Origin of the sequence: Streptomonospora nanhaiensis (assembly GCF_026642255.1) — a bacterium.
GTDB classification, from domain to species: Bacteria; Actinomycetota; Actinomycetes; order Streptosporangiales; family Streptosporangiaceae; genus Nocardiopsis; species Nocardiopsis tropica.
Genome location: NZ_CP113264.1, coordinates 4,350,204 through 4,364,298, shown reverse-complemented (window position 1 = coordinate 4,364,298; position 14,095 = coordinate 4,350,204). Strand labels below are relative to the sequence as shown.

General features: G+C 72.6%; 14 protein-coding genes. 7 read left to right on the top strand and 7 right to left on the bottom strand.

Annotated elements, in window-relative coordinates; all coding sequences use genetic code 11:
• The first annotated feature begins 5 nt into the window (after positions 1-5).
• Both OUQ99_RS18965 and OUQ99_RS18960 read left to right on the top strand, forming a co-directional pair.
• Complete coding sequence (locus OUQ99_RS18965; protein ID WP_267945117.1) at positions 6-959, top strand: GlxA family transcriptional regulator; 954 nt, start codon at positions 6-8, stop codon at positions 957-959.
• Between the two features lie 124 nt (positions 960-1,083).
• Positions 1,084-1,539 carry an HIT family protein gene (locus tag OUQ99_RS18960; RefSeq protein ID WP_267945116.1) on the top strand — a complete coding sequence of 152 codons (456 nt, stop codon included), beginning with the start codon at positions 1,084-1,086 and terminating at the stop codon, positions 1,537-1,539.
• A gap of 91 nt (positions 1,540-1,630) precedes the next feature.
• Here OUQ99_RS18960 and OUQ99_RS18955 read toward each other — a convergent pair whose 3' ends face one another.
• Both OUQ99_RS18955 and OUQ99_RS18950 read right to left on the bottom strand, forming a co-directional pair.
• Positions 1,631-1,756: a hypothetical protein gene (locus tag OUQ99_RS18955; RefSeq protein WP_267945115.1), complete on the bottom strand. Its 126-nt coding sequence runs from the start codon at positions 1,754-1,756 to the stop codon at positions 1,631-1,633.
• Positions 1,757-2,052: 296 nt separating this feature from the next.
• Positions 2,053-2,760 carry an HAD family hydrolase gene (locus tag OUQ99_RS18950; protein WP_267945114.1) on the bottom strand — a complete coding sequence of 236 codons (708 nt, stop codon included), beginning with the start codon at positions 2,758-2,760 and terminating at the stop codon, positions 2,053-2,055.
• Positions 2,761-3,238: 478 nt separating this feature from the next.
• Here OUQ99_RS18950 and OUQ99_RS18945 point away from each other — a divergent pair, with 478 nt between their 5' ends.
• A complete protein-coding gene (locus OUQ99_RS18945) occupies positions 3,239-4,426 on the top strand; it encodes a helix-turn-helix domain-containing protein (RefSeq protein ID WP_267945113.1) in 1,188 nt (395 codons plus the stop codon).
• On the opposite strand, the gene OUQ99_RS18940 is transcribed toward OUQ99_RS18945, so the two are convergent.
• The 4 genes from OUQ99_RS18940 to OUQ99_RS18925 all read right to left on the bottom strand — a co-directional run bounded on the left by OUQ99_RS18940 (position 4,363) and on the right by OUQ99_RS18925 (position 8,456).
• A complete protein-coding gene (locus tag OUQ99_RS18940; protein WP_267945112.1) occupies positions 4,363-5,349 on the bottom strand; it encodes a helix-turn-helix domain-containing protein in 987 nt (328 codons plus the stop codon). The two genes, OUQ99_RS18945 and OUQ99_RS18940, sit on opposite strands and share 64 nt — an antisense overlap.
• A 233-nt stretch (positions 5,350-5,582) precedes the next feature.
• A complete protein-coding gene (locus OUQ99_RS18935; RefSeq protein WP_267945111.1) occupies positions 5,583-6,491 on the bottom strand; it encodes a hypothetical protein in 909 nt (302 codons plus the stop codon).
• A 72-nt stretch (positions 6,492-6,563) separates the two neighbouring features.
• The gene (locus OUQ99_RS18930) at positions 6,564-6,977 is read right to left on the bottom strand and encodes a peptidase inhibitor family I36 protein (RefSeq protein ID WP_267945110.1); all 414 of its coding nucleotides are present in this window, start codon (positions 6,975-6,977) and stop codon (positions 6,564-6,566) included.
• Between the two features lie 462 nt (positions 6,978-7,439).
• Positions 7,440-8,456, bottom strand: a complete 1,017-nt coding sequence (locus OUQ99_RS18925; RefSeq protein ID WP_267945109.1) for an arabinan endo-1,5-alpha-L-arabinosidase — start codon at positions 8,454-8,456, stop codon at positions 7,440-7,442.
• Between the two features lie 630 nt (positions 8,457-9,086).
• Between OUQ99_RS18925 and OUQ99_RS18920 the strand changes: the two genes are divergently transcribed.
• The 3 genes from OUQ99_RS18920 to trpD all read left to right on the top strand — a co-directional run bounded on the left by OUQ99_RS18920 (position 9,087) and on the right by trpD (position 11,516).
• Positions 9,087-9,647, top strand: a complete 561-nt coding sequence (locus tag OUQ99_RS18920; RefSeq protein WP_267945108.1) for an NUDIX hydrolase — start codon at positions 9,087-9,089, stop codon at positions 9,645-9,647.
• Between the two features lie 101 nt (positions 9,648-9,748).
• Positions 9,749-10,252, top strand: coding sequence for an NUDIX hydrolase (locus OUQ99_RS18915; RefSeq protein WP_267945107.1), 504 nt, complete (start codon positions 9,749-9,751; stop codon positions 10,250-10,252).
• A gap of 220 nt (positions 10,253-10,472) precedes the next feature.
• Entirely contained in the window at positions 10,473-11,516 is a 1,044-nt protein-coding gene (gene trpD / locus OUQ99_RS18910) for an anthranilate phosphoribosyltransferase (protein WP_267945106.1), read from the top strand.
• Positions 11,517-11,522: 6 nt separating this feature from the next.
• Here trpD and OUQ99_RS18905 read toward each other — a convergent pair whose 3' ends face one another.
• Positions 11,523-12,653: a DNA-binding protein gene (locus tag OUQ99_RS18905; RefSeq protein WP_267945105.1), complete on the bottom strand. Its 1,131-nt coding sequence runs from the start codon at positions 12,651-12,653 to the stop codon at positions 11,523-11,525.
• Between the two features lie 161 nt (positions 12,654-12,814).
• Here OUQ99_RS18905 and fxlM point away from each other — a divergent pair, with 161 nt between their 5' ends.
• Positions 12,815-14,089, top strand: coding sequence for a methyltransferase, FxLD system (gene fxlM / locus OUQ99_RS18900; RefSeq protein WP_267945104.1), 1,275 nt, complete (start codon positions 12,815-12,817; stop codon positions 14,087-14,089).
• Positions 14,090-14,095: the final 6 nt, after the last annotated feature.

Below are 14,095 nucleotides of genomic sequence, written 5' to 3'. Positions count from 1 at the left end.
GGATCATGCGGATCGCTGTCTATGCGTTCGACGACGTCACGATGTTCCACCTGTCCACGCCGACCCTCGTCTTCGACGAAGTCGCCCGGCAGGGGTTCGCCGACTGGTCGTCGGTGTTGTTCTCCGAGGCGAGGGGGCGTGTACGCACGGCGGAGGGGTACCAGCTCGGCGGGCTCGCGGACCTCACCGCCCTCGAGGACGCCGACGCGGTGGTGATCCCCTCCTGGCACACGGACTTCCGAAGGCCGAGCCCGGCCCTGATCGGCGCGCTCCGCCGCGCGCACGAGCGGGGGGCGACCGTGGTCGGCCTCTGCCTGGGGGCCATCGCCGTGGCGGACGCCGGTTTGCTGGACGGGCGGGCTGCGGTCACGCACTGGAAGGCGTTCGAGACCTTTCGCACGCGGCACCCGGGTGTCGCCCTGGACAAGAGCGTGCTGTACATCGACCACGGTGACGTCCTCACCTCCGCCGGCACCGCCGCTGGCCTGGACGCCTGCCTCCACCTGGTCCGCACCCGACTCGGATCGCACACCGCAGGCCAGGTCGCCAAGGAACTCGTCGTGGCCCCCCACCGCGGCGGTGGCCAGGCGCAGTACATCGACGGCCCCCGCCCTTCGCGGACCACTGCCGAACCGATCTCCCGGGTCCTCGAATGGGCGCTCGAACACCTCGCCGAACCGATCGACGTCGACACCCTCGCCGGCGTCGCACGTATGAGCAGGCGCACCTTCATCCGCGCCTTCACCGCCACCAACGGCACGACCCCGGCCGCCTGGCTCCGGGAACAACGCCTCAACGAGGCCCGCCGGCTTCTGGAGACCACCGACCTGCCGATCGAACAGGCCGCCGCCCGGTGCGGACTGCACAACGCGGCCACGTTCCGGAAGCACTTCCGGACCTCCTTCGGGATGACACCCTCGGAGTACCGCCGCGACTACAGCACCCGGCACGGCGACTGACCCGGCCCGGCCGGGAACGCGGGGCCGTGACCCCGGTGTCCGTTCGCCCCACCGCTATCGTGGCGACCGGACCAGAGCCGATCGAGGCTGCCTCAGAAGGACGCGACGGAGAGCCTGACGCACGATGACCGACCCGTACGATCCCCAGAACGTCTTCGCGAAGATCATCCGCGGCGAGGCGCCCGCCTTCACGATCCATGAGGACGACGAGGTCCTCGCGTTCCTCGACGTGTTCCCCCAGTCCTACGGTCACGCCCTCGTGATTCCGAAGACCGGGCAGCCCCGGACCCTCCTGGACGCCACGCCTGCACAACTCGCCACGCTCATCCAGAAGGTGCAGCGGGTCGCGCGGGCGATCGCCGACGAGCTCGAACCCGACGGCATCCAGATCATCCAGTTCAACGAGGCCGCCGCCGGGCAGACCGTGTTCCATCTGCACTTCCACGTCATTCCCCGATACGAGGGCGAGACCCTCGAACTCCACGCCGCCGTCCGGGCGGACGACAGCCGGCTCGAGGCGCTCCAGCGGCGGCTGCGGGACCGGCTGGACGCGGCACCGCAGGCTCCGTCCGCCTCCTGAGCGGCTTCGGGAGGACCGGGCCCCTCGCACGCGTGACGCCTGTGCGGCGTGGCACGCGTGCGAGGGGTGTCACTGCTGGCGGAGGGCCGGGTCAGCTGGCGAAGTGGTCGCCCGCCACGACACCGCTGGCGTGGTGGTCGTCGGCGTGCGCGGGGGCTCCGAGCACGAGGGCGGTGGCTGCGGCGAGGGCTGCGGTGGCGATCAGTCGGCGGATCATGTGTGTCTCCCAGGAGAGGCCAACAGGTCCCTTCGAGCATGGCAAGCCTCCCCGGAACTGTCGTTGGCCCCGAGTCGCCGCTTTCTTGATCCTCGGTCGACTGTTCCGGGACGGATCCGGCGGAGGGCGAGGCGCCCTCCTCTCCGGAACGGTCCCGGAGGTCGCCGAACCGGGGCCGAGGGTGTCGGTAAGAGGCCGACCTGGGGCCCGCCGTCGCGGTTCCCCTCGTCCGCCCCGCTCCGGCACCGTGAGGTCACGAGGCCCTGCGCGCGTCGGTGAAACCGGTGAGCAGTGCCTCAGACCGCTCCCGGGCTCCGCGTGGAGACCTCCGTCGCCCCCTCCCGGCCCACCCCGTCCGCTTCCTGGAGGGGGAGGTCCAGCAGGGCGGCGACCCTGGCGGCGAGGTCCGGCCCGCCGTCGGCGTGGACCGTCGTGATGCCCAGCTCCCGGGCCGGAGGCAGGTTGTCGGGGTTGTCGTCCACGAACACGCACGCGCCGCCGTCCAGGCCCAGGCGCTCCAACGTGCGCCGGTAGATCTCGGGGTCGGGCTTGGCGATCCCCTCGACCTCCGACAGCACCGTCACGTCGAACAGCCCGTTCACCCCGAGCGTCTCGTAGGGGTCGTACGGGTCCAGACCGAAGCTGTTGGACAGCAGGGCGACCTTCAGCCCCGCGCGGCGGGCGGTGCGGGCCAGGGCGATCATGGCGGCGTCGGAACCGACCCCGGCCCAGGCCCGTCCCATGAGGTCCTCGTGATCGGCGACGCCCAGCAGCGCCGCGGTGCGCCGGTTCCACTCGCTCTGGGAGAGCCGGCCGGCCTCCAGGTCCAGGTAGAGCCGACGGCCCTCGGGGTGATGGGTCAGCGTCGTCCCCCACGCACGGGGATGCAGCCCCTGGGCCACGCACCAGCCCTGCACGGACGCGCGCACGTTCGCGGTGAGCACGCCGACGAAGTCCAGGAGGAGCCCCCGGTAGGGGCCGGGAGGGGGAGGGGAGGAGGTCACGGTTCACCTTCGCTGTCGGAACGGCGGGGTACGGACGGGCGGACACGGGCCTGTGGCCGTGGGGCCGGGCTTCCGGAGGCCTGCCGCCGCTTCGGGACGGGGCCGCCCGCCCTCGCCGTCCGGCTCGAAGTGGCGGCCCGAGTGATACCTCCTCGCGCGTGTCCTCGAAGGACAGTAGCCCGCCGGGCGCCGTGGGTCCCCGGCGATGACCGGACCCGGTCATTCCGGGCATTCCAGGTTCCCCGGTGCCGGGACGGTCGGCCACGGAGCCGCGGAATCCTCCGCTGCCGGACGGCCCGCGCCCTGAGCAGCCTCCGCGTCGACCGGTCCGCCGACCGTCCCGGGCGTTCGCGTCCGAAGGGCGGCCCCGGGGCGACGTGCGGTGAAGGCCCGCTGAAAGCACCGTCGGTGACCCTGGTGGTACGTGGAGCCACCGGCTGACGGGGCCGGTGGCGGAGCCGAGCGAAGGACGGACACGGTGATCGAGTCGGAGTTCAACACCGACGAACTGCCCGCCGCGGACCGCTTCGAGGTGTGGCGCCGGATCATGGCCACGGCCCCGACGCCCATGGATGCCACGAGCGACCGGATCGCTGACTTCCGGGTCCACCAGCGGGACCTGCACCTGGAGGGCGCACGCGTGTGGAAGATGGGGTTCCGGGCCCTGACCGCGCGCAGGACGGCACGGTTGATCCGGCTCTCCGACCCCGAGGCGTACAACATCTGCCTGGTGCGGAGCGGCACGATGGAACGGGACTGGGACCGGCGCAGGGCCGCGTACGGCCCCGATGAGATCCACGTGAACGACTCCTCCACGCCGTACGACATCCAGGCGCCGGGCGACAAGGGACTCGTCGTGAGCGCGGGCGTCGACATCCCCAAGCACCTGCTGACCCTGCCCCGGAGCAGGGCCGACCGGATCACCGGTCTCCGGCTCTCGGGACGGGAGGGGTTCGGAGCCCTGCTCACCGGCTTCGTCCACCAGCTGACCGAGAACCCCGGAACCTACTCCCCGGGCGACGATCCCCGACTGGCGCTGATCCTGGGCGACCTCGTGTCGGCCCTGTTCGCGCACACCCTGGAGGCGGAGGACACCCTGGTCCCGGAGAGCCGCGGCCGGAGCCTGCTGCTGCGCATCCGGGCCTTCGTCCTGGAGCACCTCCACGACCCGCGGCTGACACCGGCGGCGATCGCCGCCGCGCACCACATCTCCACCAGCTACCTGCACCGCCTCTTCCAGGAGGGCGACACCACCGTCGCCGCCTGGATCCGGGAGCAGCGCCTGGAACGCGCCTGCCGGGACCTGGCCGACCCCGCCCTGGCGGCGGTCCCGATCCACAGCATCGCGGCGCGCTGGGGATTCGACCACGCCGCCGCGTTCAGCCGGACCTTCCGAGCCGCCTACGGGATCCCCCCGCGGGACTACCGGTCGCAGGCGCGGTCCGGTCGGCACGGCGGGCACGCGACGGAGGGCGGGCGTCCCGGCACGGTGCCTCCGCCCCACGGCCCGGCGGGGACGCAGCGGTCGGGCACGGTCCCGGCCGTGCGGCTGCACGTGGTGGACCACCCGGTCCGGGAACAGCGGGAGGGCCCCGGAAGGGTTCAGCGGGCCGGTGGCCGTGCCGTCCGGCGTTCGCCACGGGTGTCACGGGGAGAGACTCCGTAGCTCTCACGGTAGGCCCGGCTGAAGACGGACGCGCTGGAGAACCCCCACTTCTCGGCGATGCGGTGGATCGGCACCGGGTCCAGGTCCGGGTTCTCCAGGTCGGCACGGGCGTTCGCCAGGCGCTGTCCGCGGATCCACGCGCCGACGCTGGCGCCCTCGTCGCTGAAGAGCCGGTGCAGGTAGCTGGTGGAGATGTGGTGGGCACGGGCCACGGTGCGGGGTGTCAGGGACGGTTCTCCCAGCCTGCTCCTGATGAAGTTCCTGGCGCTCATGCGCAGGGTTCTCGCCCGGCTCTCGGGAGGGAGCCGATCCTCCGCCTCCAACGCGTGGGCGAACAGGCCCGAGACGAGGTCGCACACGACGGTGGAGAGGTGGTTGCCGTCCGAGGGCCGGTAGGAGGCGCTGTCCTGTGCCAGCTGGGAGAGGAACCGGCGCAGGAGGGCGCCGTAGCCGTCGGCGGCGGAGAGCTTGGCGCCCACCAGGGGCTCCACGCTGCGCCCGGGGATCGCCAGTCTCCTCTTGGGGATCTCGAGGCCGATGCCCACCTGTCGGGGAAGCCCTGCCGCGGCTCGGATCCGGAAGGGGACCGAGGTGTCGACCACGTTGATCTCGTGCTCGCGGACGTCGCTGGAGCGGCCCTCGGACTCCACCTCGAGCCGACCTGTGGTCACGAGGCTGAGGTGGTAGCGCTCGGGGTCCGAGGCCCGGATGAGCCGCGGGATCCTCTCGAAGGTCACCGGCTGGAAGGCCGTCGGCCACACCATGACGTCGGACAGCTCCATCATGTGCTGGTAGGCGAGGAAGTCGTCGGTGCGGTCGCTGGTGAGGCGGACGGGGGCGTGGGTCATGCCGATGCAGTCCTGCCAGTAGCCGAACCGGTCAGCGGGGGGAAGGTCCCGTGTGTGGAACACTTTCTCGATCACAGAGAGATGTCCTGGGTCTCACGGATTCTGCTTTCGAGGAATGGTACGTCGGCTCGGCGAGCGGCCGTCAAGGATTTCTTCTACCGAACGCCGTGAGGGGAAATCACTTTTCACACCGGGCCGTTGCCGCCCCTCGGGCAACCTTCGGGAAGGGAAGTGCACGGTGTTCCTTGAAAAGGGCTCCCGCTGTTCCGGGGACGCGTGTTCCGGCATTGCCGGTGCGGCGTCAGGGGCTACGGGCCGAGAACGACGTCCGAGGGGCGCCGCGGTTCCGTGTCCGACTGTGCGGGGGCGGGCCCGTGCCGGGCGATCACGCTGCGGGCGGCGTCGAGCTCGGCCTCCTTCGCCTGTGCGAACCCGGCGAAGTCCTCGGGGTGGGAGTCGATGACCTCTCGCTGGATCCCCTCCTCCACCGCGGACCACACCTCCACGAGACCGGTCTCCTCCTTGCAGCGCACGTCCGTGCGGGCCGCGGTGATCTCGAGGTCCGAGGGCTCCTCGGTCTCTGCCCAGGCGGGGTCGCCGTTGGCGTCGAGCGGATCCGCGTAGTCGAACCCCTCCGCTCGCATGCACGTGCTCCACCCGTCGAGGGCCCGCACCACCTCGGGGTGTTCCCGGGAGGCTTCGTAGGTCTGGCCGATGTAGCCGTTCAGCAGGGTGGTGTCCACCGCCGGGACGTCCCGGCGGAGCGTCTCGCGAGCCTCGGCCAGACATCCTCCCTCCCCGTCCTCTCCGTACGCGGTGGTCCAGTGGTCGCGGGGCAGGGCCTCCCTGGCCTGCCACACCCGGTCCCGCGTGCGCTGGTCCTCGGCGGGAGGCGGCGGATGGTAGCCGTGGCGTTCGGCGAGCTCGGGCTCGACCAGCCCGTAGCGCTTGCGGTTGAGCGGGTCGCTGTCCTCTTCGGGAGGGGGCGGCAGGGGCTCCCACGGCAGGCCGGCGTCGCGCATGCAGCCACCGGCCAGGAGGTCCTCCGCGTACTGGACCGTGAGCAGGTCGGGTCTGGAGAGGCTGTACTCGTCCAGGGGAACCCACAAGTCGGCGACCTGTTCTCCCACTCGCGGGGCGGTCTGTTCCGCGGGGGCGGTGGAGCACCCCACGACGGCGAGGAGCGCTCCCGCCCACAGGACCAAGGAAGTCCGCACGGTTGCTTCTTCCCTTCTCGAACGGAAGGGGTGCGGCGCCGGAACCGGCACCGCACCCGGTGCGTCGTTCTCCTAGCTCAGGAACTTGACGGAACTCGCCTTGTTATCGAAGTTGGACGGGTTGTTCGAGTTGCTGCTCAGGTCCTTGTCCTGTGAGGTGGGCTGGGCCCTGTAGGGAGTACCGCCGTGGTTCGGGGAGGGGTACAGGTAGGCCCACATGTCGCCCTGGTTCTTGATGGAGCTGATGTTGTCGTCGATGGTCGCGGTGGTGTTCGTGTTCCACCTGTTGTTGTTGAAGTTGCTGTCGTTCGCGGTCAGGTGGGCCGAGCGGCCCCCGAAGTCGTCGTGCTCGTAGACACGGAGGGAGCGGAGCGCCTGGGTTCCCACGTCGCTGGTCTGGGCGGCCGTCGCGGGCGCCCCCATGCCCAGTGCCCCGGCGAAGCCGAGTGCCGCGAGCGTCGCCGCCAGACCGAATGTGCGCTGCATGTCGATTCCCCTGTTTCTCAGCCGCCCTGTGGGGCGGGAACGCCTTCACCCGTGGCCCGGGTGCGGAGGGACGTGCTCCTGAGAGGGGCCGGGGCCGCCGGCCCGGGGGACCGGTCGGCGCCCGGGCCGCCGGGGCGGGGGACCTGCTCCCACGCCCCGAACCCCCAGGGGCTCGCCGAGCGGACGTCCGTGTGTCAGGCGCCCTGCGGGCCCGGCGTCCGGCTCTCTTCAACGATCGCGCTTGCGCCGCCCGCTGTCATTGACGCAGGATCCACGGTTCCTTGACGTTCCCTCCACCCGGGCCGCCGCGGCATCACGCCCCAGCCCGGCTGCCCCGGCGCTGCCGCCAACCCGCGAACCGGGCCCGTCCCACCGGCTTCCCCACGCGCGCGCGGACCCGGCGCGCGTGCGCCGGGTCCGCCCGGTGCGGGGCCCGTGGGGGCCGGCCCCGCGAGGACCGGATCAGTGCACGTAGGGCCATCCGGAGGAGTCCCAGCCGAGCCAGTTCAGGCCCAGCAGCGCCGTGCCGTTGTCGTCGTAGTAGTGGTAGGCCAGGATGTCGCTGTCGGTGTCGGCGAAGACGTCCTGGTGGCCGGGGCCGTGGATGCTGCCGTGGCCGGACAGGACCTCCGTGCCCCCGCCCGCGAGCATGGCGGTGCCGTTGCGGTCGACGTAGGGGCCGGTGATGCTGCTGGAACGGCCGACCATGATCCGGTAGGTGCTCGCTGCCCCCTGGCAGCACGTGTCGAAGGAGACGAACAGGTAGTACCGGCCGCCGCGGTAGAAGATGGTCGGGGCCTCGATGGCGTCCCCGCCGCGTCCGGCGATCGAGTACAGGGTGCCGTCGTGGCGCTTGCCGGTCGCCGGGTCGATGCGCACCATCTTGAGCCCCGACCAGAACGAGCCGAACGCCAACCACCAGCGCCCCTGGGCGTCCACCTGCAGGTGGGGGTCGATGGCGTTGAAGTCGTCGGAGGTGAACGACTCCACGACCAGGCCCTCGTTGTTCCAGGTTCCGGAGTTTCCGCTGGTGCTGGTCGCCAGGAAGATCGCCGACCGGTTGGAGCCGAAGGTCGAGGCGGAGTAGTAGAGGTGGTAGCGCCCGTCGGCGTAGGACAGGTGCGGGGCCCACAGGTTGCGGTCGCCGCCCGTGTAGGGGGTGGTCCACGGTGCGCCCGAGGGGAAGACCACGCCGGCGTTGCTGAAGGCGGTCCGGTCGGTCGAGGTCTTCAGGCCCACGCCGTGGGCGGTGTGGGCGACCAGGTAGCCGCCGCCGGGCCGCTTGACGAAGGACGGGTCGTGCACCCTGACGTCGCCGGTCACGAGGCCGGGGCCGGGGTAGTCGGCGGCCGCGGCGTGTCGGGGGAGGGCCGCGTCGGCGATGCCCGGGACCGCTGCCAGCGCTCCCGTGGCCAGGGCGGCGCCCAGCATTCTGCGGCGGGAGAGGAAGGGGGAAGGGGTGAGCGGGTTTTCCTTCATGGGGGAGACTCCTCGGTGTCGGTGCCTGTCCTGGCCGACATGGGTGGAGGGGACCGACGCGGTCGCCCGCCCGCGCCGCGGCGGAGCCGTGCCCGCCGCAGGTCGCGGTGGGGGGCGGTTGCCCGGGCGCAGGGGTGGAGCCCGGGGGAGCCGAGGATGTGAGCGTTCACAATGTGAGCGCTAACAATGCGGGCGGCGAAAGCGTCGTGCATGGGGGTCCGTCAGTGGGGGGCTGGGGGATCGCCGGACACCGCACATCCCGATCCGACTCGGCCGTCCCGGTCCCGTGGTTCACCGGGCAGAGGGCGGCGGTTCGGTGGGGGCGTCGGTGGATGTGGTTCGTTGTTACGAACACGCTTCGTAATTGTTCGGTCATCGTAAGATGGCGCCCCTGCAGCGTCAACCCTCCTTCGCGTACCGTCCTGGCCGGCCGGTCCGCGGTGTGTGTGCCGCGTGGGAGCCGACCCCCTCCCGCCCGGAGACGGGCAGCGGCCCGGACACCCGCGCGGTCCCCCGGAGGCCGAGGACGTGGAAGCACCGGCCCTTCCCCGCGAAACGTGTGTACCGACCAGGTGCGACTCGTAGACTGCGGACACCCTTCGAGCCGCGCGTCCTCTCTGGAGCCGACCGGTGACGATCACCGACGAACTCATCTCGACCACGCTGACCGCCTACCTCGGGCAGCGCCCCGACGAGGCCGGGGCGCTCGCCGAACCGGTGCGGTTGCTGCGCCGGGGCAGGGATTTCGCCTCGCGCCGCACCTTTCCCCTGCATGTGACCGTGGGCGCGCTCCTGGTCCACCGGGAGGCCGGGATCCTGCTCGTCCGGCACCGGGCGTACGGGCTGCTGCTGCAACCCGGAGGACACCTCGAACCCGGGGACACCGCCCTGGCCGGCGCGGCCGTGCGTGAACTGGTGGAGGAGACCGGTGTCGACGCCGACGCGGTGTCCCTCTCCTCGCGGGTCCCGGCCTACGTCGAGTTCGGCCGGGTTCCGGCACGGCCGGACAAGGACGAGCCGGACCACTGCCACCTCGACTTCGGCTACGCGTTCACGACCGCCCGCGCCGAGATCGGGCGCGTCCAGGAGTCCGAGGTCACCGGTGCGGACTGGTACCCCCTGCCGCTGGCCGAACGTCTCGTCGGGCCCCGCGTCGCACGTGCTGCGGGTCCGTCGGGTCGGATCGACTGACGGAGCCCCCGGGACGCTCCCGGCCCCACCCCGCCGTCGGAGTCATGGGCAATATGCGGAAACGACCGGACCGGCGGGCCGAAGCCCTCTAAAGTTCTCCCATGAACAGCCCGGACGAGGTGTCCCTGACCTGGCACTCCGACGAGCGACCGCCTGCTGACCTGCCCGTTCGACAGGTCTACGGATGGGTGCTCGACGCCCGCGCCCGTGTGGTGCTCCTGCGCGACCTCGGCAGATGGAACCTGCCAGGGGGAAAGCCCGAACCCCGCGACGGCGGCGACCTGGCCGCGACGCTGCGCCGGGAGGTGTGGGAAGAGGTCCAGGTCACCCTGGCCGACCCGGTCTATCTCGGCTACCAGAGCGTGCACGGGCCCGGTGCGCCCTTCGCGCAGGTGAGAATGGCCGCCCGCCTGCACCGCCTGGCCGAGCGCGCGCCCGATCCCGACCCCGCCAAGAACCGGATCCACGAACGCCACCTGCTCCCTCTGGACAAGGCGTTGGAGCTGCTCGACTGGGGGCCTTCGGTCCTTCCCCAGGTCGCACACCTGGCCCGCGTGGCGGCCGAGCGCTGGGTGCTCGACCTCGGCGTCAGCCCCGTGGCGTGAGCCGGGTGCGTGCCCGCAGCGGCTCGTGCGCCCGGGGACGGTGGCGTCCACCGCGGACCCGGCCAGGGGAGGTTCCGCCCGTGGGCGTCACGGGCCGCCGCCTCCCGGCGGCGGGGCACGCGCACGCGGTGCTCCCGACGGCTTCCCCGAACCGCCGGTGGGCCGGGTCCTGGACGGTGACCGCGCTCGGGGAAGAACGGCACGCCCCGAGGAGCATTCCGTGAGCCGATCCTGGCCGGAGCTGTTGTCCGCGCTGCTGCGCGGACAGGACCTGGGCGCGGCCGACACCCGGTGGGCGATGGGCCGGGTCATGGACGAGGCGGCCGACCCCGTCGAGCTGGCCGGGTTCCTGGTCGCGCTCCGGGCGAAGGGCGAGTCTGCCGCCGAGATGGCGGGCCTGCTCGACGCCCTCATGGAACGTGTCGTGCCCCTGCCGGTGGACGGCACCGCGGTCGTCGACATCGTCGGCACCGGCGGCGACGGGGCCCACACCGTGAACGTGTCCACCATGGCCGCGATCGTGCTCGCCGCGACCGGTGTCCGCGTGGTCAAGCACGGCGGCCGTTCGGTCTCCTCCCGGGCGGGTTCCGCGGACGTGCTCGAAGCGCTGGGCATCCCGCTGGACCTGGGCCCCGACCAGGTCGCCCGGTGCGTCGACGAGGTCGGCATCGGGTTCACCTTCGCCCCCGTCTTCCACCGGGGCCTGCACCACGCGGCCCCGGTGCGCAGAAGGCTGGGGGTGCCCACGGCCGTCAACCACCTGGCCCCGCTCACCAACCCGGCCTTCCCCTCCACCTCCCTGGTGGGCTGCTCCGACACCCGCCTGGCCCCCGTGCTGGCCCGGGTCCTGGCCGACCGGGGCGCCACCGCCCTGGTGGTGCGCGGTGACGACGGGGTGGACGAGATCACCACCGCGGCGACCACACGGGTGTGGGCGGTCGCCGACGGTCGGGTGGAGCGGATGCGGCTGGACACGGCCGGGCACGGACTGGCCCGCTGCGGCCCCGATGCCCTGCGGGGAGGGGACGCCGTCTTCAACGCCGGTGTGGTGCGGCGGGTCCTGGAGGGGGAGCGGGGACCGGTCCGGGACGTGGTCCTGGCCAACGCCGCCGGCGCCCTGGCCGCCCGCCGGGGGTGGGCGCACGGTCTGGACGCGGCGTTCGCCGACGCCCTGGCGGCGGTCGCCCCGGCCGTGGACTCCGGTGCCGCCCGCACGCTGTTGCGGGACTGGGTCGATTTGGCCCGATCCCTGGCCGTGCCGTAGAGACCTCTACCGCGCCGCGGCCACCGCCACCCGCATCAGCTCCCGGAACGGTGCGGGCGCCGAGGCTTCTGCGCCCAGGCGCGCGGTGCGGGCCAGCACGGCGTCGACACGTCCTGAACGGACCTGTCCCACCAGGGGGACCACCGCTGTGGTCAGCACCTCCTGGGCGGCCGCCCATGCCCTCAGGCGCACCAGGGCGTGCAGTTGGTGGACCGCGTAGATCAGCGGCCCCCGCGGATGGTGGGGCGGACAGTGCTCCCGAGCCGACGCGAACAGCTCCTGCGCCCTGTCCCACCGGCCGTCGTCGACGTGGATCATGGCCTCGTGGCAGGTCAGCTCACTGTCGACGATCCACCATGTCCAGGGCGGGTCGTGGTCGCCGGCGCCCTCCCGGAAGCGGGAGCGGGCCCGGCGCAGAGTGGCCAGGGCACGGACCGGTGTGTTGCTCTGCCCGTGGGCCCGTGCCAGACGCAGCTCGAACAGGCAGGCCAGCCGAGGGGAGAGCTTCTGGTCCAGGACGTGCTCGCACACCTGGTGCGCCTGGGACGGCCGGTGTTCGTGGGCGTCGTGCATCGCGAGCTGGGCCAGGGCGAACAGCTCGCCGCCACGGTCACCGCCCGCCCGCGCGGTCACGATCGAAGCGCTGGTCAACCTACGGGCCAACCCGTGTTCATCGGCGTCGAAGGCCAGCCACCCGGCCACCTGCAACGCCTCCGCGGCGGCCGAGACCACGTCCGGTGAGGCGCCGGACCGGGCAGCGGTGCGGGCGGTGCGCGCCGCGAGCACCGCTGCGGGGACCAGGTCTGTTCCGTCCGGGGTCCCGTCCAGGGACACCAGGTGGGCGCTGGTCGCCCGGATACGGTCCGCCTCGACGCGCTTCGCCCGTGCGCCGACGGCCAGATCCTCCGGATGCACGTCCAACACCCGGGCCAGCGGCAACAGGTAGTGCTCACCGGGCCCGTACCGGCCCGCCTCCCAGTCGCGGACGCGCCGTACCAGGCTCCGGGGGGTCTCGGCGGCTCCCCGGCCGACCGCGTACGCCGTCTCCTGGGCCAGACGCAGCGGGTCCCACCCGCGGACGGTGCGGGCGGTGTGCAGGTTCCGCGACCACACCGGGTGTTCCGATGAAGAATCCATGACGTCATCGTCCCCACCGCGCGCGCCGGCCACGCGGCCCGCGGGCACCGACCGGAACCGGCCGGGGGCAGGGGGCGGACCCGCACGCGAGTTCCCGGACGCCGCACGCCCAAGATCGCCAAAACCCCGCGCGGGGGATCACCACTGGTCAGCCTGCCGGTGTGACGACTTCCGACACCTCCGCCCCGGCCCCGGACGCCCCTGCCCCGGACACCGACCGCGCCGACGAGATGCGCGAGCGGTTGATCACCCGGCTGCGAGCCGTCAAGGCCCTGCGCACCGAGCCGGTGGTCCGGGCGGTGCGCACCGTGCCACGCCACCTGTTCGCCCCCGAATTCCCACTGGGGGAGGTGTACGACCTGACGACGGTGCTGCGCACCCGCTTCACCGACGACGGGGCCGCGACCAGCTCCGTCTCGGCGACCTGGGTGCAGACCCTGATGCTGGAGCGCGCCGCCATCCGGCCCGGCATGCGGGTCCTGGAGGTGGGCAGCGGCGGCTACAACGCCGCGCTCATCGCCGAGATGGTCGGCCCCACCGGGGCGGTGACCTCCATCGACATCGACCCCGCGGTCATCGACCGCGCCCGAACCCACCTGACCCGGACCGGATACGCGGACCGGGTGGAGCTGATCGTCGGGGACGCCGAACACGGCTGCTCCGACGGCGCTCCCTACGATCGGATCGTCGTCACCGTCGCCGCCACCGACCTGCCCCCGGCCTGGACCCGCCAGCTCGTCGAGGGCGGACGGCTCGTACTCCCGCTGGGGGTGCGGGGCTTCCAGCGCATCTACGCCTTCACCCGCCACGGCCGACTGCTCCTGGGCGAGACCGGCAACCACGCGGGGTTCGTTCCCATGCAGGGCCTGGGCGCTCCCGCCTCCGCCACCGTGCCGGTCACCGACACGGTCGGACTGACCACCGACGCCGACCCCGTGCCCGCGCCGGAGAACCTGCCCGGGGTGTTCGCCCTGCCCGCACACGAGCGGTTCACCGGGGTCCGCATCGGCGGCACGGAGCCCTTCAGCACCCTGCAGATGTGGATGGCGACCCGACTGCCCCACTTCGCCACCCTGACCGGCACCGTCGACGACTTCCCCCACAAGCCCATGACCCGCGACCTGACCCCGGCGATGTGGGACGGCACTTCTCTCGCCTACTTGTTGTCTCCGGCCATGCCCCAGAACCCCTCTCGGTGCGAGTTCGTCGCCTGCGGCCACGGGCCCGGCGCCGCCGACATGGTGACCCTTCTGGCCGACCATGCCCGCCGGTGGGAGCGCGGGCACCGCGGCGGGCCCGGCCCCCGGTTCCTGGCCCACCCGGCCCTTCCACCCGCCGACGGGGTGGTCCGCACCCGCCACACCCGCCTGCTGGCCCTGTGGGACCAGGCGGAGGAGAACCACGGCCCGGACTGGCCCGCCGACCCCGGCCCGTGACCCCTG

Coding starts and splice junctions, on each gene's coding strand:
- OUQ99_RS18965 (WP_267945117.1), top strand. CDS start 6: ATGCGGATCGCTGTCTATGCGTTCGACGACGTCACGATGTTCCACCTG.
- OUQ99_RS18960 (WP_267945116.1), top strand. CDS start 1,084: ATGACCGACCCGTACGATCCCCAGAACGTCTTCGCGAAGATCATCCGC.
- OUQ99_RS18955 (WP_267945115.1), bottom strand. CDS start 1,756: ATGATCCGCCGACTGATCGCCACCGCAGCCCTCGCCGCAGCCACCGCC.
- OUQ99_RS18930 (WP_267945110.1), bottom strand. CDS start 6,977: ATGCAGCGCACATTCGGTCTGGCGGCGACGCTCGCGGCACTCGGCTTC.
- OUQ99_RS18925 (WP_267945109.1), bottom strand. CDS start 8,456: ATGAAGGAAAACCCGCTCACCCCTTCCCCCTTCCTCTCCCGCCGCAGA.
- OUQ99_RS18915 (WP_267945107.1), top strand. CDS start 9,749: ATGAACAGCCCGGACGAGGTGTCCCTGACCTGGCACTCCGACGAGCGA.
- OUQ99_RS18905 (WP_267945105.1), bottom strand. CDS start 12,653: ATGGATTCTTCATCGGAACACCCGGTGTGGTCGCGGAACCTGCACACC.